The 20177-nt window shown below is 65.9% G+C and carries 14 protein-coding genes; 12 read left to right on the plus strand and 2 right to left on the minus strand.

The window, feature by feature from the left end; all coding sequences use genetic code 11:
- The 7 genes from D9V34_RS16725 to D9V34_RS16755 all read left to right on the plus strand — a co-directional run.
- On the plus strand, nt 1–1349 hold a 1349-nt coding region (locus tag D9V34_RS16725), incomplete at its 5' end, for an ABC transporter substrate-binding protein (protein WP_342773025.1).
- Nucleotides 1350–1364: 15 nt separating this feature from the next.
- On the plus strand, nt 1365–2498 hold the full coding sequence (locus D9V34_RS16730; protein WP_121689609.1) for a carbohydrate ABC transporter permease: 1134 nt from the start codon (nt 1365–1367) through the stop codon (nt 2496–2498).
- Nucleotide 2499: 1 nt separating this feature from the next.
- Nucleotides 2500–3450 carry a carbohydrate ABC transporter permease gene (locus D9V34_RS16735; protein WP_121689610.1) on the plus strand — a complete coding sequence of 317 codons (951 nt, stop codon included), beginning with the start codon at nt 2500–2502 and terminating at the stop codon, nt 3448–3450.
- Nucleotides 3451–3647: 197 nt separating this feature from the next.
- Nucleotides 3648–5513, plus strand: a complete 1866-nt coding sequence (locus tag D9V34_RS16740; protein WP_121689675.1) for an ABC transporter ATP-binding protein — start codon at nt 3648–3650, stop codon at nt 5511–5513.
- 112 nt (nt 5514–5625) lie between these two features.
- Complete coding sequence (locus D9V34_RS16745) at nt 5626–6993, plus strand: cystathionine beta-synthase (RefSeq protein WP_121689611.1); 1368 nt, start codon at nt 5626–5628, stop codon at nt 6991–6993.
- A gap of 198 nt (nt 6994–7191) precedes the next feature.
- On the plus strand, nt 7192–8358 hold the full coding sequence (locus D9V34_RS16750) for a cystathionine gamma-synthase (protein WP_121689612.1): 1167 nt from the start codon (nt 7192–7194) through the stop codon (nt 8356–8358).
- A 374-nt stretch (nt 8359–8732) separates the two neighbouring features.
- Nucleotides 8733–10028 carry an MFS transporter gene (locus D9V34_RS16755; protein ID WP_183092023.1) on the plus strand — a complete coding sequence of 432 codons (1296 nt, stop codon included), beginning with the start codon at nt 8733–8735 and terminating at the stop codon, nt 10026–10028.
- A 55-nt stretch (nt 10029–10083) separates the two neighbouring features.
- Here D9V34_RS16755 and xylB read toward each other — a convergent pair whose 3' ends face one another.
- On the minus strand, nt 10084–11556 hold the full coding sequence (xylB, locus tag D9V34_RS16760; RefSeq protein ID WP_121689614.1) for a xylulokinase: 1473 nt from the start codon (nt 11554–11556) through the stop codon (nt 10084–10086).
- A gap of 72 nt (nt 11557–11628) precedes the next feature.
- Nucleotides 11629–12822: a xylose isomerase gene (xylA, locus tag D9V34_RS16765; RefSeq protein WP_121689615.1), complete on the minus strand. Its 1194-nt coding sequence runs from the start codon at nt 12820–12822 to the stop codon at nt 11629–11631.
- Nucleotides 12823–12940: 118 nt separating this feature from the next.
- Between xylA and D9V34_RS16770 the strand changes: the two genes are divergently transcribed.
- The 5 genes from D9V34_RS16770 to D9V34_RS16790 all read left to right on the plus strand — a co-directional run bounded on the left by D9V34_RS16770 (nt 12941) and on the right by D9V34_RS16790 (nt 20052).
- Nucleotides 12941–14116, plus strand: coding sequence for an ROK family transcriptional regulator (locus D9V34_RS16770; RefSeq protein ID WP_121689616.1), 1176 nt, complete (start codon nt 12941–12943; stop codon nt 14114–14116).
- A 114-nt stretch (nt 14117–14230) separates the two neighbouring features.
- Complete coding sequence (locus D9V34_RS16775) at nt 14231–15457, plus strand: multidrug effflux MFS transporter (RefSeq protein WP_121689617.1); 1227 nt, start codon at nt 14231–14233, stop codon at nt 15455–15457.
- Between the two features lie 154 nt (nt 15458–15611).
- Nucleotides 15612–16241 (plus strand): phosphatase PAP2 family protein, encoded by a 630-nt coding sequence (locus tag D9V34_RS16780; RefSeq protein WP_183092024.1) that lies wholly within the window; start codon nt 15612–15614, stop codon nt 16239–16241.
- A gap of 32 nt (nt 16242–16273) precedes the next feature.
- Complete coding sequence (locus D9V34_RS16785) at nt 16274–17272, plus strand: nucleoside hydrolase (RefSeq protein WP_220700619.1); 999 nt, start codon at nt 16274–16276, stop codon at nt 17270–17272.
- A gap of 725 nt (nt 17273–17997) precedes the next feature.
- Entirely contained in the window at nt 17998–20052 is a 2055-nt protein-coding gene (locus D9V34_RS16790) for a helicase HerA-like domain-containing protein (protein WP_121689619.1), read from the plus strand.
- Nucleotides 20053–20177: the final 125 nt, after the last annotated feature.

Raw genomic sequence — 20177 nt, forward strand, 5'->3', positions numbered from 1 at the left:
ACCATGAATCCCCGTACCCCTCGCGCCGCTCATCCCGAGCCCGTTCGCGTGTGGTCTTCAGCATCGCCCTCGCCGGCGTGAGTATCGGCGCCCTGACGGCGTGTGGCGGTCCCGGAGGCGGGGGACCGGCCGCCGAAAACTCAAACACCGTGACCATCGCCACCAATATCGGTGGTGAGGAGGCGGCGCAGCTGGAAAAGTCCTGGGCTGCATGGGCCAAGGACAACAACATCACCATCAAACTGAATACCGATAAGGGGTTTGAGCAGCGTATTCAGTCGCAGGTTCAGGCCAATAAGACCCCGGACCTGGCGATCTTCTCCCAACCCGGGTTGCTCGCCGACCTGGCGAAGAAAAAGGCCCTGCAACCGGCCAATGACGAGGTACAGGCGGCGCTGAAAAAGAACTATCCCGCCGACTGGCAGCGCTATGGAACCGTTGATGGCACCGTCTACGGGGTACCGATCCTGGCAACCGTCAAGGGGTTCATCTGGTATTCGCCGAGCCTATTCGCCGAGCGGGGGTGGGACGTTCCGGACACCTGGCAGGGCCTGCTGGATCTGACCGCCAAGATTCAGGCCGACACCTCCGCCCCGCCCTGGTGTGCGGGATTCTCCGCCGGCGCGGCCAGCGGCTGGCCCGGAACCGACTGGATCGAAGACGTGGTCCTGCGTCAGTCCGGTCCCAAGGTCTACGACGACTGGGTGGAAAACAAGATCCCCTTCAGCGATCCGCGTATTCAGTCGGCGTTTGAGGAGACCGGGAAGATTCTGCTGAACCCCGACTACGTTAATGCGGGCTTCGGAGGCCCCACCTCGATCAACGCCACCGGCTATGGCGACGAGATCGCCGCCGCCTTCAAATCCGGCAAGTGTGTCCTCACCCATCAGGCATCCTTCTTCGACACGTTTGCCCAGAGCGCGGGACTCAGCGTCGGACCCGACGCCGACCTGTGGGCCTTCCCGACCCCGGGATTTGGCGCAGACGGTGGCAAGAACAACGCGGTTACCGGGGCCGGCGACACCGTAGCGGCCTTCAATACCAAGGCTGCCTCGGCCAAGGTGCTCGCCTATCTGGCCTCGCCCGAGTGGGCAAACTCCCGGGTCAAGCTCGGGGGTGTGATCTCGCCCAACACCGGGCTGGATCCCGACGCCGCATCGAGCCCGATTCTCAAGGAGTCGATCTCGGTCCTGCAAAACCCCGACATTACCTTCCGGTTCGATGCCTCCGACCTGATGCCCGCGGCGGTGGGAACCACCTCGTTCCTCACCGGAATCACCGACTGGATCGACGGGGGATCCCTCTCGGATATCACCAAGAAAATCGACGCCAGCTGGCCCGTCAAGTAGCCGGTAGGGCGCATAATGCCTGAACTTTTCGATTGGATAGCCACGCTGCCGATCCTGCTTCAGGGTGTGGTCATCATCGTGGTGTTTGTGGCCGTGGTGGGGCTGATCGTCCTGGCGGTGGAATTCCTTCCGCGGCCCGGCCGGGGCGGAACGATCTTCCGGATCTCCCTGGCCGTGCTGGTGCCGGTAATTATTTTGGCGCTCCTGCATACATACGAAATTGCGATCGCCGGTGGTGCGCTGGTTGGGCTGGGACTGTTCCTGCTCGACCGGCGCGCCCGCCGGGGTGCGGGATCCCTCCTCCAGTTGTGGGCGTTCCTCGCCCCCGCCGGGGCTCTGCTGGTCCTGGGCTTGGTGATCCCGTTTATCCGCACCGTGCTGTTTGCATTTCAGGATGATTCGGGAACCGAGTTTGTGGGTTTCGAGAACTTTGCCTGGATCTTCTCTAATCCGGACAACCTGGTCACCGTGGTGAACACGCTGATCTGGGTGCTGGTGGCTCCCGCGGCCTCGACCCTCCTGGGGCTGATCTACGCGGTGTTTATCGACAACAGTCGGGGCGAGAAGATCTACAAGCTGCTGGTATTTCTCCCGATGGCCATCTCATTTGTTGGAGCATCGATTATCTGGCGTCTGGTCTACCAGGCCCGTCCCGCCGATGAGGCGCAGGTTGGCCTGATGAACGCGGTGCTGGGGATGGTGGGACTGGGCCCGGTAGACCCGCTCTCCAGCGCCCCCGCCAACACCTTCGCGATGATCGTGGTTTTCGTGTGGATTCAGGTGGGGTTTGCGATGGTTGTGCTCTCCGCCGCAATTAAGGGGGTGCCCGCCGAGCAGCATGAGGCGGCGGCCCTGGACGGTGCGAGCGCCTTTCGCCGGTTTACCCAGGTCACCATTCCCTGGATTAGACCCACCCTGATCGTGGTGCTCTCGACCGCCTCGATCGCCTCACTCAAGGTGTTTGACATCGTCATCGCCATGACCAACGGGCGTAATTCCTCCGGGGTGCTTGCACAACAGATGTATGAGCGCTTCACCCTGGGCGAAAACGGGCGGGCGGCGGCGTTTGCGCTGCTGCTGTGCGTTCTGGTGATCCCACTCATCGTGATTAACGTCCGCAATCTTCGTCGCAGCAGAGAGGGGCAGTAACATGACCGCGAGTACGGTGCCTGATCAAAATACGCGCCCGAATCTCCCGTCCGACAAACCGCGGACGCTTGATCGGGTTCGAGAGAAACTCAGCTCCAAAACCGCGACCATCGCCGCCCTGCTGATCGCGATTCTCTGGACTCTCCCAACGCTTGGCCTCCTGGTCTCCTCGTTTCGCACCCCCGATGCGGTAGCCACCAGCGGATGGTGGACCGCGTTCACCGATGGCGGGTTGACCCTGGATAACTACGAGGCGATCTTCGATCCCACCCGCGTGTACGTGAATATTGGGGAGGGCCTGCTCAACTCGTTAGCCATCACCATCCCCGGCGCGATCCTGCCCCTGGGGCTTGCGCTGTTGGCCGCCTACGCATTTGCGTGGATTCCGTTTCGCGGGCGCAACTGGATATTCATCGGCATCTTTGCGCTGCAGATCGTGCCGATCCAGATGGTCATGGTGCCCCTGCTTCGGCTCTTCAGCAGCGGGGAAATCTTTGGGACCGTGGTGATCCGTCCACTCGGCGGTGACAGCGGGTTCGCCTCGATCTGGCTGGCTCATACGATCCTGGCACTCCCGTTGACGATCTTCCTGCTGCATAATTTCATCGCCAGTCTGCCCAACGACCTGTTCGAGGCCGCGCGGATTGACGGGGCCGGGCACGGGCAGATCTTCCTGCGGATCGTGCTGCCGCTGGCGATGCCGGCCATCGCCTCGATCGCGATCTTCCAGTTCCTCTGGGTGTGGAACGACCTGCTGATCGCCCTGGTCTTCTCCAGTAGCGATCAGAATCCGATCACGGTGATGCTGACCAATATGGTGGGCACCCAGGGTCAGAACACGTTCCTGCTTTCGGCGGCCGCGTTTATCTCGATCGTCATTCCGCTGCTGGTGTTCCTGGGGCTTCAGCGCTATTTCGTGCGTGGGCTCCTGGCGGGGGCGACCAAGGGATAGGGCGTTTGTGAAGACGGATGCGGCGGCACCGGGCGAATGCTTGGTGCCGCCGCGTCGGGCACCCATACGGGGTGGGATTGTCTCGCCCGTGTGTCGAGCAAGCGGGAGTATGCTGACCGCATGAGTATGCGCGCAGCGAGGGTGACAAATAAGGGAGTCCGAGCCCCGGGACTCCGGGAAAACGCGGCCCGATGAGTATGCGGGGACCCGGCGGCGGAGGCGGCCGCGGCGGTGGACGGGTGAGCGGTGCGGATGAGTCCGCCCAGCGCGCCATGAACGCGCAGGCTCCCAAGATTCCCAACCTGCTGCGCCGTATCTTCTCCCTGTTTGCGCCGTATAAAACCAAGATCTACTTCACCATCGCGCTGGTCTTGGTGGGGGCTGCACTCTCGGTGCTCCCACCGCTGCTGGTGTCCCGCGCCTTTGATGACGGCCTGTTCCCCAAGGACGGCACCCCGAACCTGCCGGTGTTGACCACCATCGTCATCACGATGATTGTCATCTTTGTGCTCTCCACCGCACTCGGGGTCTGGCAAACCTGGCTCACCGCGACCGTGGGAAACTCGGTCATGGGCGACCTGCGGGTGCGCCTGTTCCGCCGCCTCCAGGAGATGGAGCTGAGCTTTTTCACCCGCACCAAGACCGGTGTGATCCAGTCGCGCCTGCAAAACGATGTGGGTGGGGTCTCCTCGGTTCTCACCAACACGATCTCCAGCGTGCTGGGCAACATCGTCACGGTGATTGCTGCGCTGGTGGCGATGCTGATGCTCAACGTGCAGCTGACCATCATCGCGCTGATCCTGATGCCCGTGTTGGTGATCGCCCAGCGCCGGGTGGGCCAGGTGCGGGCGCGCATCGCGACCCAGACGCAGGAGTCGCTCTCCGAGATGACCGCGATCACCCAGGAGACCCTGAGCGTCTCGGGCATCCTGCTGGCCAAGAGCTTCGGCCGTCAGGAGGCCGAGATCGGCCGCTACCAGTCGGCGAATAAGGTGCAGGTGGGCCTCCAGGTGCGCCAGCAGATGAGCGGCCAGTGGTTCTTCGCGATGGTCAACATCTTCCTCTCCTCGATCCCGGCGATCGTCTACCTGGTCTCGGGCTATCTGATCACCGGCGGGGCGACGGATATCTCCGCCGGTGTGATCGTTGCCTTCACCACGGTGCAGTCGCGGCTGCTGTTCCCGCTGATCTCGATCATGCGGGTGGGCCTTGACCTGCAGACATCGGGCGCGCTGTTTGCCCGCATCTTCGAATATCTCGACCTGAAGCCTGCGATCGCCGACGCACCGGACGCGGTGAACGTGTCCCAGGCGAAGGGCCCGGCCGGGCAGATCGACTTCGACAACGTGACCTTCCGCTATCCCGACGCCTCGGAGAGCGAACCGGCGACCCTGGACGGGGTGAGCTTCAGCATCCGTCCCGGCCAGTTTGCCGCGTTTGTGGGCCCCAGCGGCGCCGGTAAAACCACGATCTCGTACCTGATTCCGCGCTTCTACGACTCCACCGGCGGGACCGTGCGCTTCTCGGGCACCGCGGTGACCGACCTGACCCACGAGTCCCTGGTTGAGCGCATCGGTGTGGTCAATCAGGAAACCTACCTGTTCCACGCGTCCATCGCCGAGAACCTGCGCTACGCCAAGCCCGATGCGACCGACGCCGAGCTGGAAGCGGCCGCCCGGGCTGCCAACATCCATGACACCATTGCTCGTTTCCCCGAGGGATACAACACCCTGGTGGGGGAGCGCGGCTACCGGCTCTCCGGTGGCGAGAAGCAGCGGGTGGCCATCGCCCGGGTGCTGCTCAAGGATCCGCCCGTGCTGATCCTGGACGAGGCCACCAGCGCGCTGGATACCCTCTCCGAGCGGGTGGTGCAGCGTGCGCTCGAGCAGGCCTCGGAGGGACGCACCACCGTGGCGATCGCCCACCGACTCTCCACCGTGGTGTCCGCGGACGTCATATTTGTGCTTGAGGGTGGGCACATCGTTGAGTCGGGAACCCACGAGGAACTGCTCGCTGCCGAGGGTTTGTATGCCCGCCTCTTCGCCGAGCAGATGCACGGCTAGCGGGCCGAATTCGTCGAAACGTAACACTTGATTTCTGCCCGTTACAGTTAAGGTTGCGGACGACCATCCGCCGCCGCCCGAAAACCCCGGGCGCGAGTAAGGAATCACACACATGAAGTACGCAGAGTCCGTGGTGGACCTGATCGGCAACACCCCGCTGGTCAAGCTGAACCGGGTCACCGAGGGCATTACCGCAACCGTTTTGGTGAAGGTCGAGTACCTGAACCCCGGCGGCTCGGTGAAGGACCGCGTCGCGCTGAAGATGATCACCGAGGCCGAGAAGTCCGGTGAGCTGCTTCCGGGCGGCACGATCGTGGAACCCACCAGTGGAAACACGGGTGTGGGCCTGGCCCTGGTCGCCCAGCAGCGCGGATATAAGTGTGTGTTTGTCACCCCGGACAAGGTGGGTGAGGAAAAGCGCGACGTGCTCCGCGCCTACGGTGCCGAGGTTGTGGTGACCCCGACCTCGGTGAGCCCCGATTCCCCGCACTCCTACTATGCGGTCTCGGACCGGCTGACCGCCGAGATCCCCGGGGCCTATAAGCCCAACCAGTTCTTCAATGACAACGGTCCGTTGAGCCACTACGAGTCCACCGGGCCCGAGATTTGGCGCGACACCGACGGCAAGGTCACCCACTTTGTGGCCGGTGCCGGTACCGGCGGGACCATTTCGGGTGCCGCCCGCTTTCTGCGCGAGGTCTCGAATGACGGTGTGCGGATCATCGCCGCCGACCCCGAAGGCTCGATCTACTCGGGCGGCACCGGACGCCCCTACATCGTGGAGGGTGTGGGCGAGGACATGTGGCCGGGCACCTACTCTCCCGAGCTGGTGCACGAGGCCATTGCGATTGACGACGCCGAATCCTTCGCGATGACCCGCCGTCTGGCCCGTGAGGAGGGCCTGCTCGTTGGCGGATCCTCCGGCATGGCCGTGGCCGCCGGACTTCGCGTGGCCCGGACTCTGGGCCCCGAAGACGTGATGGTGATCCTGCTGCCAGATTCCGGCCGCGGCTACCTCACCAAGGTCTTCAACGACACCTGGATGCGCGACCTCGGTTATGACCACGGCGAGGGCGAGACCCTGGCAAGCGTGCTGCCCGCAGACGTGAGTGCCGCGCTCCCGCGCCTCGCCCCCACGGACACCGTGACCGCAGCCAGCGCCCGTCTGCGCGAGCTCGGCTTGCCCGCCCTGCCCATCATCACCACCACCGAGGACCCGGTGCTCGGCGAGGTGTGGGGTGCGGTGCGCGAGTCTGACCTGCTCTCCGGCCTCCTGGCCGGTGAGATTACCGCCGAGACCGCCGTGGACCGTGGCATCGGTGCCAATATCGCCACCATCGGTTCGGGCCGCAGCGTTGCCGAGGCACGCACAGCCCTTGAGGAGCACGGCATCCTGCTGGTGCTGACCGACGGCAAGCCCGTGGCCATCCTGACCCCCGGCATCCTGATCGATGCCCTGGCCGAGAAGGCCTCCGCATAATGAGCAACATTCATGGGGTTCCGGTGGCCGTTCTGGCCGCGACCGCGACCCAGAACGTGTCCGGCGCCACCGGCGAGTGTCCGCGCTAATCGTCCCCAAACATCGCGTTTCGGGCGACTTTGTCGCCAGCCACTCCGGCGTGCCTCGCACGCCCTCTCCGCGCCTCGCGCACACACGTTTTTTCCGAAAGGACACCCCATGACCCACTCCGAAGGCTTCGCCACCCGCGCCATTCACGCCGGCCAGGAATTTGATCCGACCACCGGTGCCGTGATCCCGCCGCTCTACCTCACCTCGACCTTCGTCCAGGCGGGGATGGGCCAGCTGCGCGGAGGGTACGAGTACTCCCGCGGCGGCAACCCCACCCGCACCTCGCTGGAAACCCAGATGGCGGCGCTGGATAACGCCAAGCATGCGATCACCTTCTCCTCGGGACTCGCTGCCGAGGACGGCCTGCTGCGCGCGATCCTGCGTCCCGGCGACCACGTGGTGATCGGCAACGACGCCTACGGCGGAAGCTACCGCCTGATCAGCCGGATCTTCGGCCCGTGGGGCATCACCCACACGGTGGTGGACCTCGGCGACACCGCCGCGGTGGCCGCGGCGATCACCGAGAACACCAAGCTGCTCTGGGTCGAGACCCCCTCCAACCCGCTGCTGGCGATCACCGACATTGCCGCGCTCGCCGAACTGGCCCATGCCAAGGACGTGCGCGTGCTGGTGGATAACACCTTCGCGACCCCGGTATTGCAGCAGCCGCTGGCCCTCGGTGCGGACATCGTGGTGTACTCGACCACCAAGTACATCGGCGGCCACTCCGACGTCATCGGCGGCGCGATTGTGCTCAACGATGATGAGCTGGCCGAGGCCGTACGCTTCCAGCAGTTCGCCGTGGGTGCGATCTCCGCCCCGCTCGAGGCCTGGCTGACCACCCGCGGCATCAAGACCCTGCCGCTGCGTATGCGCCAGCACGGTGAGAACGCGCAGGCAGTGGCCGAGCTGCTGGAGTCGCGTCCCGAGGTCGAGCGTGTGTACTACCCGGGCCTGGAAAGCCACCCGGGACACGAGCTCGCCAAGAAGCAGATGAGCGGCTTTGGCGGCATGGTGTCCTTCGCCCTGCGCGGGGGACGCGAGGCGGCGATCGCGTTTGCCGAGAGCACCGAGCTGTTCCAGCTGGCCGAGTCCCTCGGCGGCGTGGAATCGCTGATGAACTACCCGGCTCTGATGACCCACGCGTCGGTCGCCGGCACCGAGCTGGCCGTGCCTGAAAACGTGCTGCGCCTCTCGGTGGGCGTAGAAGACGTGGCGGACCTGCTGGCCGACCTGGAGCGCGCATTCGAGCGCACGGCCGCGCGACTGGCCTAGCGTTTCATATGAGGCTCGCGTTCGATCGCGGGCCGAACACTGACGTACACAGCCGGGCGGATCCTCCCTGCGAGGGTCCGCCCGGTTTCGTGTGGGCGAACCGAATCGGGTGCCTCGGCCACGCAGAACGGGCGGGATGCCACGCTCAACGGTCACCGAGTGGGCGCCATACCCGAAACAAAGCCCGGAAACAGGGCGTCCCGCTCGGGGGACAACCGGTTACGAAGCGGTCATTCGGGCGCGGGGAACGGGCGGGGGTGGGCAAAAAATCGCGTGTTAGTTTGAGAAAATCATCCCCCACGCAGTTTCACTCAATGAGGAGAAGTACGTTCCGTGCACCCTCACTGTTTGCGTACCGAAACCGAGGCACCCGCATGACTTCCACCCTCGTCCCGCGTCGCGGGCTCCTTGAACGCCTGGGCCTGACCGCACCGATTGCGATCGGCCTGGCCGCGGTCACCGTCTTTTTGATCGGTGATGGCATTGAGTCCGTCTGGCTCGCCAACTACCTGCACACCACCGAGGGATTCACCGTCGCCGAGGCCAGCGCGGTCATCACCGCCTACGGCATCGTCGTGGCCATCGCCTCCTTCTTCTCGGGTGCGCTGCCCGAGGCGTGGGGTGTGCGCCGCGTGATGACCATCGGACTGGTGGCGTTCCTCTTCTTCGCGGCCCTGTTCATCCTGGTGGCGCTGCCCTCGCAGAACCTCGGCCTGGTGATCGGCATCTACGCACTGCGCGGGATCGGCTATCCCTTCTTTGCCTACGGCTTCCTCACCTGGGTGCTCAACGCATCCGCCCCCGAGAAGCAGTCGCCGGTGGCCGGCTGGTTCTGGTTCGCGTTCTCCAGCGGCATGCAGATCATCGGTCCGGCCCTGGCCAGCGTCCTGCTGCCCGGCGTCGGTGCCATCTCGACCCTCTGGGTGGGCTTCGCCCTGGCCGCGATCGGCGGGATCGCCGGCATCGCCTTCCTGGGGCGGACCGCGGCAAAGTCCGAGTCCACCCGTGGCAACGCCACCGCGGCGCTGGCCCGCGGACTTTCGATCCTCTGGCGTCGTCCCAAGGTGTCGCTGCTGCTGATCGTCAAGGTGGTGAACCTCGCCGGCCCGCTGGCCGTGGCGGTGTTCTACGTGCCCTACCTGGTCTCCGAGATTCACCTGCCCGAGGCGCTGGCGATCAATGTGTTCACCGTCTACGGGATCTCGGCGGTGATCGGCAACGTGGTCTGGGGAAACCTGGGTAACCGGATCGGTTGGCATCGCTCAACCCAGTGGATCGCAACCCCGCTGTGTGCGCTGGGCATCTTCGCCTACTACTACATCCCGCAGCTGGTGGGGCCGAACTTCGCGCTGATCGCCCTGGCTTCGGTGATCATGGGGGCCGGTGCCAGTGCGTATGTGCCGATGAACCCGCTGGCCATCGCCCACGGACACGGCGAGACCGGCGCGATCATGTCGGTGCTGAACCTCGGCGCGGGCCTCGCGGCCGTCGTGGGTCCGGGTCTGGTTGCCGCGCTGGTTGCGGTCACCGGCTACCAGGGCATCGCCTGGGGGCTGATCGCGCTCTACGGTCTCGCGTTTGTCGTGACGATCTTCCTCAAGCTGCCCAATGAGGCCGAGCTGCGCAGCGCGCAGGCCTCCCAGCCGGCGGCGGTGCCGGTCGGTCACTAGTTTAGGAATTGAGCACTACCCAAACGCGGGCGGCTTCGGCCGCCCGCGTTTGAGGTTAGCGGGCGGAGTATCCGGCGCGGATCTCGGGACGGTGATCCGGCGTCGGTGCGGCGGCAATCTCCAGCTCCCAGCCGGGACGTGCCCCGGTGAGTGCCCAGGCCGCCTGAACCGCGCCGCCGTCGGCCACGTATTCGCCCGGGGTCGGGATGACCACCGGCACATCGAAGACCTGCGCTGCGATCCGCTGCACCGCGAGATTCTGCGCGGCCCCGCCGATCACCAGGATCCGTCGGGCGGTCACCCCCTGCTCGCGGGCGGCATCCAGCCCGTCGGCCAGACCGCACAGCAGGCCCTCGATCGCCGCGCGGGCGAGGTTTGGTCGTACGGTGGAACCCAGCGTCATCCCAAACAGGGTCGCGGTGGCGTCGGGCAGGTTGGGGGTGCGCTCGCCCTCGAAGTAGGGCTGCAAGACCAGGCCGTCGGACCCCGGCTCGGCCTCGAGAGCGAGGCGACCCAGCTCGGTGTGATCCACCCCGAGCAGACCGGCAATCGCATCGAGGATGCGGGCCGCGTTGAGCGTGCACACCAGCGGCAGGAATTCCCCCGAGGCCGCGGCAAAGCCCGCGACGGTCCCGGTGGGATCGTTCGGCGAGGCCTCGGTCACCGCAAACACGGTCCCGCTGGTGCCGATCGAGACCACCACGTCACCGCTCTGAGCCCCGAGACCGAGCCCCGCCGCCGCGTTGTCGCCGGCCCCACCGGCGACAACAATATGGTCGGCGATGCCCGCGGGATCGGCGGAGAGAGTGCCATCCAGCAGGCGGGCGTCGATTCCAGTCCCGGCGGCGGTGCCGGGGGCCACGATGGCGGGCAGGATCACGCCGGTGCCCGGCGTTTCGGCGACACGAGCCTGAACACCCAGCGCCCGGGCGAACAGATCAAGATCGTATTCGCCGGTGCGCGCCGACCAGTACGCGGTCCCCGAGGCATCGGAGACGTCGGTGCGCAGCTGTTCCAGGTCGGGCCCGAGCGGGCTTTCGCCGACGGGACCGTACCCGCGCAGTCGCCAGGTCAGCCAGTCGTGGGGGAGCGCGACCGCGGCCACCCGCGCGGCATTTTCGGGTTCGGCATCGCGCAGCCAGCGCAGCTTGGTTGCGGTAAAGGAGGCTACCGGGACCACGCCCACCCGCTCGGCATAGGCCTCGGCACCGACCTCCTCGATCAGGTCGAGGGCCGCCTGGGCGCTGCGGGTATCGTTCCAGAGCAGAGCGTCGCGGATGACCCGGCCCTCGGCATCCAGCACCACCATGCCGTGCTGCTGACCGGCCACCGAGATCGCCGCGACATCGCTCAGCCCGCCGGCCTCGGTGATCGCGGTCCCCAGCGCCTCCCACCAGGCGGCGGGATCCACCGAGGTGCCCTCGGGATGGGATGCTCGGCCCTGACGCACCAGGCGCCCGGTCGCGGCATCACGAATAACAATCTTGCAGCTCTGGGTGGACGAATCGACACCGGCAACGAGGCTCATGGGGGTCCTTAGATCGGTGATGGTGGGCGGGCTGCTGAGCACCCCACCCACCATCGAGACTACTGCGAGGGTTTAGGCGCGGAAGCCCAGCAGGTGCTCCACGGCCAGCTGCTGCAGGCGCACGAAGCCGTAGCCCTGACCGCCGAAGTAGCGCTCGGGGGTGAAGTCCTCGTAGGCGGAGCGGTCGGCGATCAGATCGTCGTAGCTCTCACCGGCGTTCAAGGTCGGCTCGGAGAGCTCGTTTACTCGGGCCGCGGCGAACGCCGCCTGAACCTCGGGGTCGGCGCGGAAGGCCGCGGCGCGCTCCTTGAACATCAGGTAGTTGGCCATGTTGGCGGCCGCGGAATCCCAGACCCCGGTGATGTCCTCGGTGCGGCTGGGCTTGTAGTCGAAGTGACGCGGACCGTCGTAGGCGGGGCCGCCGTTCAGGCCGCCGTTTTCCAGCAGATCCACCAGCGAGAAGGCGTTCATCACGTCGCCGTGGCCAAAGACCAGGTCCTGGTCGTACTTGATGCCGCGCTGGCCGTTGAGATCGATGTGGTACAGCTTGCCGTGCTCGATGGCCTGGGCGATACCGGCGGTGAAGTTCAGCCCGGCCATCTGCTCGTGACCCACCTCGGGGTTCACACCCACGAGCTCGGGACGGTCCAGGGTGTTGATGAAGGCGAGGGCATGACCCAGGGTCGGCAGCAGGATGTCGCCGCGGGGCTCGTTGGGCTTGGGCTCGATCGCGAAGCGGATGTCATAACCCTTGTCGGTGACGTAGTCGCCGAGCAGGTTGACGGCCTCGCGGTAGCGCTCCAAGGCCGCACCCACGTTCTTGGCCGAGTCATACTCGCTGCCCTCGCGGCCACCCCACATGACAAAGGTCTTGGCGCCGAGCTCGGCGGCCAGGTCGAGGTTGCGCAGTACCTTGCGCAGCGCAAAGCGGCGTACCTCGCGGTCGTTGGAGGTGAAGCCGCCATCCTTGAAGACGGGGGCGGAGAAGAGGTTGGTGGTGACCATCGGAACCACGATGCCGGTGTCGGCGAGAGCCTGCGTGAGGCGGTCGATCTGCTTCTGGCGAGCGGCATCGCTCGATCCAAATGCGAAGAGGTCGTCATCGTGGAAGGTCAGTCCGTACGCGCCGAGGTCGTTCAGGCGTTCGACGGCCTCAACCACGTCGAGGTCGGGACGGGTCGGGCCGCCGAACGGGTCGGTTCCGTTGTAACCGATGGTCCAGAGTCCGAAGGAAAACTTGTCGGCCTTGGTGGGCTTCATTGCCATGCTGGGTCCATTCATCGAGGGAGTTTGTTGCGTTGAAGGACATATTACGACGGAATTGTTGTTTGCGCCACCAAAAAGGGTTGATGGGATAGGATTCGGGAGAAACTAAGGGGAAACTGTGAAACCCACGGGGAGTAATCTCGACGCCGTCCGCCGCCACAACCTCGGTCGCATCCTCGACCTGGTGCACCGGCAGGGCGCGCTCTCGCGCTCGGTGCTGACGCGCGAAACCGGACTCAACCGCTCCACCATTGCCGCGCTGGTGGCCGAGCTGGTGGCGCGCGGGCTCGTGGTGGAGTCGAACCCCGACACCGAGGGGGTCGTGGGACGGCCCTCGCCGGTGGTATCCGCGAGCGACACCACGCTGATCCTCGCGGTGAACCCCGAATTTGACGGGGTCACCGTAGCCGCGGTCACCCTGGGCGGTACGGTTGTGGACCGTCTTCGTCGGGGATTCCGCTCGGGTCCCAGCGTGGCCCGGGTGGTCACCGAAACCACAAACCTGGTGACTGAACTTCGTGCTCGCCTGCCCGAGGGGGTGCAGATCGCCGGGATCGGCGTCGCCGTCCCCGCCCTGGTGCGCGCCTCGGATGGTATGGTCCGCCTGGCACCCCGCCTGGGGTGGGTGGATGCGCCGCTCGCCGAGCTGCTGGCCGAGTCCACCGGGCTGCCGGTCACGGTGGATAACGATGCGAGCCTGGGTGCCCGCGCCGAGCGCTACTTTGGGGCGGGTCGGGGAATCGACGATCTGATCTACCTCAACGGTGGTGCCTCCGGTATCGGTGGCGGGCTAGTCCTGGGGGGCCGTCCCATCCGCGGTGCCGGCGGTTATGCGGGGGAGTTTGGTCACACCTTTGGAACCGAGGGCGGGATCGCGCTGGAGCGGGCGGTGACCCGGGATGCCCTGGTGGCCGCGGTGGCCCCGGGTGCCGACATTGACGATGCCGAGCTCGAGCGCCTGTTGGGGGAAGCCTCCGCTCCGATCACCGCGACGCAGGCCGAGGTCCTGGGTCGGGCGCTCGCCGGAATGATCAACATCGTCAACCCCTCCCGCGTGGTCCTGGGTGGATTCCTCGGGGTGATCGCCGCCCGCGAGCCCGAGCTGCTCGCCGCCACGGTCGCCAAATTTGCCCTGGTTCCGCCGGGGGAGCAGGCCGAGATTGTGCGGGCCGAACTCGGGGCCGACCTGTTGCTGATCGGGGCGGCTGAGCCGGTCATTGATCGACTGATCGCCGATCCCGCGCAGATTCCGCTGCGCTCCGAGCTCATCGACGCGGTGGCCGCGGAAAAATAACTCACATAACGTCCGAACAGGCTTGGCCGCGGCGGGGGCGAGTCGATAGGGTTAACGGATTCATCGAATCGATTCGATCTTATTGACCGTCCATCCTCCACAGCAAAGGACCCCGTGACCACCGTTGTACACCCTGGCGATGCGCTGAGCCGCCGCCAGCGTCTGGCCTACGTTTTCATCCTCGGAGCGCTGACCGCGCTCGGCCCGTTCACCATCGACCTCTATCTGCCCGCGTTCCCCACGATGCAGACCGACCTCGGGGTCAGCATGACCTCGATTCAGCTGACGCTCACCGGAACCACCGTGGGCTTTGCCATCGGCCAGCTTTTTATGGGGCCGTGGAGTGACCGGGTGGGGCGCCGCACCCCGCTGATGATCGCGACCGCCGTGCACGTGCTGGCCTCGCTGGGCTGCCTGTTCGCCCCGGACATCACGGTCCTGGCAATCTTCCGCGTGCTCCAGGGTGCCGGTGCCGCCGCGGGGGCCGTGGTCGCCACCGCAACCGTGCGCGACCTCTTTGGTGGCCGCCCGCTCGTGGTGATGCTCTCGCGTCTGGCCCTGGTCAACGGGATGGCGCCGATCCTCGCCCCGATGATCGGTGGTGCCCTGCTGCCGCTCATGCACTGGCGCGGACTGTTTATCGTGCTGGCCCTCTACGGCGTGGGCGTGATGGTGGCCGTGACCCTGTGGATCGTCGAAACCCTGCCGCCCGAGCGCCGCCGCTCCTCGGGATTCAAGGCGACCGTGCTGGGCTACCGATCGGTGCTCTCCGACCGCATCTACGTGGGAGCGATCCTGATCGGGGCGCTGAGCTTCTCGGGCCTGTTCGCCTACCTCTCGGCATCCTCGTTCCTGTTCCAGGACTTCTTCGGGCTGAGCTCGACCGAGTACGGCATCCTGTTTGCGATCAACTCGGTGGGAATCGTCGCCGGGGTGCAGATCTCCTCGCGCCTGATGCGCAAGATCGGTCCGCCCTGGGTGCTCGTGGGCTCCACCATCCTGCAGCTGTTCGCGGCGATCTCGATCATCATCATGGGCAACCTGGATTCGGGACTGCTGGGCATCGAGATTCCGCTGTTTATCTTCATCATGAGCTGTGGATTCGGCTTCCCGGCGGTGCAGGTTACGGCGCTTGCCCGTCACGGCGCGGCAGCCGGAACCGCGGCGTCGCTGATGGGGGCGGTGAACTTCGGTCTGGCCGGAATTCTCTCGCCGCTGGTGGGCCTGTTTGGTGGCGATGGTCCGGCGATGGGCATGGTCATGGTGCTCACCTCGGTGACCGCAATCATCATCCTGTGGGCGGTCGTGCGGCCCAAGACCGTTCCGCCGCTCACCGACTAGTCACCGCTTATTCGCCTCGACGTCATCCCTGGATAACATCTGAGTGCTAGCCGGGGATGCCCGGTGCATGTCTTCGCCCCCGGCGCGTGGTTTTGTCCATGCCCGGGGGCTTCGGGCTAGCCTGAACGAATTATTGATTCGAGAAGGACGTGCCATGACAATCCGACAGCGACGAGCTCTGAGTCTCACCGGGGTGGCACTCCTCGCGGCCTTCGCGATCATCCTGGTGCTCGTGGTCACCGGTGCCAGCACCGGATGGGACCGCGCCTGGATGCAGGACCTGCTGCCCTGGCGGGAGAGCGTCCCGCTGGTGTCGGTGTCGCTATTCCTGAACGTATTTGGCAGCGGGGTGATCGGAACCTACGTGATGCCGCTGCTGATCTCGGGACTGCTGTGGTGGCGTCGCGGCCTGCGCACGGGCCTCTACTTCCTGATCGCCTCGCTGGTGAGCGCCCTGCTGGTGCAGCTGGTGAAGAAGATTATTGAGCGTCCCCGGCCCGAGGTGCTCATGGTCTCCGCCGATCACGGATCCTTCCCCTCGGGGCATACGGCGAACGCAGCAACCATGATGATCGCATTGGCCCTGATCTTTGGTCGCTGGTGGATCGCCTGGATCGGTACGATATACGTGGTGATCATGGCGCTCTCCCGCAACCTGCTGGGCGCGCACTGGTTCACCGACACCCTCGCCGGCGCCACGCTCGGCGCGGGAATTGCCCTGCTGGCCTGGCTCATCTTCTTCCGCCCCGGACGAGGGAAACACACCACCCAGCTTTCTCGCTGATCCCTCACTGATCCCGCTGAACGGAGCCCCGCATGTCGGTCGCCACCCACCCCATTGCCGAACCGTTCTTCCTGGACTGCGACACCGGCATCGATGACTGCCTGGCCATTGCCTATCTCATCGGACGCGGCGTCAACCTGGTTGGTGTGGGCACGGTGAGCGGTAACACCAGCGCCGCCGAGGCCGCCGAGAACACCGCGCGCTTCCTCGGGGCGCTCGGGCGCACCGACATTCCGATCGCCGTCGGGGCCCACAACCCGCTGGACGGGGTTTTTGCTGGAACCGTGGCGTTTGTTCACGGCGAGAACGGCATCGGGGATGTGGATCTGCCCGCCGTGGATGCCACCCGGGTGGATACCTCGGCCGCGCAGCTCCTGGTGGATCTTGCCCGGCAGAATCCCGGCACCCTGAAGGTCCTGGCCATCGGCCCGCTGACCAACCTGGCGATCGCCTTCGCGCTGGAGCCGCGCCTGCCCGAGCTGATCGGTGAACTCACCATCATGGGTGGTGCCGCCCTCGCCCCGGGTAACGCCACCGCCGCAGCCGAGGCCAACATCTATAAGGATCCGGTTGCCGCCCACACGGTGCTGACCTCGGGATTCAACACGATCCTGGTTCCGCTGGATGTCACCATGGAGCACACCGTGGGGGCAGCCGAGCAGGAACGCCTGTCGGCCTCGACCCAGCCGGGCCTGCGGGCAATCGGCGCGATGCTGGATACCTACCTCGACTTCTACATCGGAGTCTACGGTGAGCGTCGCGCCTCGCTGCATGATGCACTGGCGGCAGCGATCGCCACCGGCGACGTCTCGCTGAGCCTCGCCCCCGAGGCCTCCGTCGTGGTCGAGACCGGACGCGGCCCCGCCCGCGGTCAGACCGTGGTGGACCTGCGCGGTCGCTACCGGAACTACGCCCTCTCGGTCAGCGCCGGCGCACTCTCCCGCGTGGTTCTTGAGGTTCCCGCGGATGCCGCCGACACCATCATGACCGTGGTCGAGCGCATCGACGCCCCGGCTGCTCCCGCCGTCTAGCCTCGGCCGTCTAGCGTCGGACATCTAGCTCTGGCTGCTCTGGCTGCTCCGGTCGCCTAGCCGGGGCTGCCTATCCTGGGCTGCCTATCCTGAGCTGCCTATCCTGGGCTGCTCCGGTTACCTAGCCTGAGCTGCCCAGCCTCGGTTGCTCCGGCAGCTTAGCTCCGTTGCGCTCGCCTATTGGTCTCAACCGTTCCGTTCCCTCCGCCCGGTCTTCGGCCGCCGCCGGTCTATCCTCGGGTTTCCGATCTCGGCGAGATCTCCCCGGTTCGCGCGCTGCGCTACCGATTCGGAGGGGCATGCTGTGTGCGGAGGACCCTTGTTTTGACACGTCAATTACGTGTCAAATCAGCGGGTCTCCGCAGGGGGCACTGTGTCTGGGGTGGCGCATGCTTACTGTTCTTCCAAACCAGGATCCGATACGTAATAAATGAGTTAAAAGCGGGACTCCGGAGGATGCATAATGTTTGCGGAGACCCTTGTTTTGACACGTCAATTACGTGTCAAAACAGCGGGTCTCCGCAGGGGGCACTGTGTCTGGGGTGGCGCATGCTTACTGTTCTTCCAAACCGGGACCCCATACATATTTAACGGGTCAAAAACGGGTCTCCTCTCAACGCGAGTGTTGGCCGCCGGCCTGCCGATCGATTCGCTGCCCGAAATGGGGCGGGAGCGGTTACTGATTGACCCGTGACAGCGCGCATTGGAATCGTTATGCTCATGCCATGAGCGCAGATGCCACCAATTCCGAATCCGTAGGAACACCCGCAGACGCACCGACCGCCGCCGTGCCCCAGGATGCCGTACCCCTGGATGCCGCGGCCTTGGCCGAGGCTGCCCGGCGCGCTCAGGAGGAGGCCACCGCCGCGGTGGCCCGCGCGCAGGAGGCCCTGGCCGCGCTCGCCGCCGCCAACGCCGATGCGGCACCTGCCGCTGCGGCCGAGCCCGCCGCCCCGGCTGCTACCGCTGAGTCGGGTGCAACTGAGTCCGGTGTCGCCGAGCCTGTTGCCGCTGCTCCTGCCGCCGAGGCTGTTGTTCCGCCCGCTGCTCCTGCCGCCGAACCTGCTGCCCCGCCCGCGCCCGTCGAGCCCGCTGCTGCCGCTGCCCCTGCTGCTGCTGCCGAGCCCGTTGGCACTCCTGCGCCCGGTGCCCCGCTGAGTGCGGAGCAGGCGGGCGTGATCCGTGCTGGATACACGCTCGAGGGAGCGGCGCTCGAGGTGGGTGCGCTGATGAATGGCGAACCCGATCCAACCGTGCAGGTGCGCATCCCGCTGGCCATGATGAACCGTCATGGCCTGGTGGCCGGGGCCACCGGAACCGGTAAAACCCGGACGCTGCAGGGCCTCGCCGAGCAGCTCAGCGCGCACGGGGTCCCGGTCTTCGCCGCCGATATCAAGGGCGACCTCTCGGGGGTCGCGACCCCGGGGGAAGGCAACGAAAAACTCCTCAAGCGCACCTCGGCCCTGGGTCAGGACTGGACCCCGGCCAGCTTCCCGGTGGAGTATTTCTCCCTCGGAGGAGTGGGCACCGGGGTGCCGATCCGCGCAACCATCGCCGGGTTTGGTCCCACCCTGCTCTCCAAGGTTCTCGGGCTGAATGCCACCCAGGAGTCGAGTCTCGGCCTGGTCTTCCACTATGCGGACAAGGCGGGCCTGGCGCTGCTGGACCTCTCCGATCTGCGCGCGGTCCTCACCTTCCTCTCAGGTGATGAGGGCAAGGCCGAGCTCAAGGATCTCGGCGGACTCTCGGCGGCGACAGTCGGGGTGATCCTGCGCGAGCTGATCACCTTCGCCGACCGAGGTGCCGACCGATTCTTCGGCGAGCCTGAGATCGACGCCGCCGAGTTCCTGCGCACCGCGGCCGATGGTCGCGGAATCATCTCACTGCTGGAGGTGCCCGGGGTGCAGGATCAGCCGGCCCTCTACTCCACCTTCCTGATGTGGCTGCTCGCCGAGCTCTTCCACACGCTGCCCGAGGTGGGGGATCTCGACAAGCCCAAGCTGGTGTTCTTCTTCGACGAGGCCCACCTGCTCTTCACCGATGCCTCCAAGGACTTCCTCGCGCAGGTGGTGCAGACGGTCAGGCTGATCCGCTCCAAGGGCGTGGGTATTTTCTTTGTGACCCAGACCCCCAAGGACGTGCCCGCCGATGTGCTCGCGCAGTTGGGTTCGCGGGTGCAGCACGCACTGCGCGCCTTCACCCCCGACGATGCCAAGGCGCTCAAGGCCACAGTCTCGACCTATCCCAAATCCGGCTATGACCTCGCCGAGGTCCTCCAGGCCATGGGAACCGGTGAGGCCGTGGTGACCGTGATGAACGAGAAGGGTGCCCCCTCGCCGGTGGCCTGGACCCGGCTGCGTGCCCCGCAGGGGCGGATGGATCCCACCCCGATGCCGCAGATCGAGGCGGCGATCGCCGCGTCCCCGCTGCTGGCGAAATACGGCACCGCGGTGGATCGCGAGTCCGCGCGCGAAATCCTGACCGCCCGCCTCGAGGCCGCCCACTCCGCGGCCGAGGCCACCCAGGCGGCGGCGGATCAGGCCAAGATCGACGCCGAGTATGCCAAGCAGCAGGCGGCCATCGATAAGGCGCAGGAGGCCGCCCGCAAGAAGGCCGATGCCGAGTATGAGCGGCTGCTGAAAAAGACCGCCGGGACCGGTCGCTCAACCAAGTCCAACTCGCAGAAGAGCGTGCTGGAGGAGGTACTGGGTTCGAAGGCGACCAAGAGTATCCTGACCGGGGTGGTTGAGGGGATCTTCGGCACCCGCAGGCGTCGCTAGCGCTCAGCCCGGGCAGATATCGAGGCGGCCAGCACGGATTGTCCGTGGTGGCCGCCTCGATTTTGTCTAAAAACTCGCGAGACTTCGCGGTGATTTTGCCCATCCGCACACCCGTCTGACTTAAA

Origin of the sequence: Mycetocola lacteus (genome assembly GCF_003667575.1) — a bacterium.
Taxonomy (GTDB): domain Bacteria; phylum Actinomycetota; class Actinomycetes; order Actinomycetales; family Microbacteriaceae; genus Mycetocola; species Mycetocola lacteus.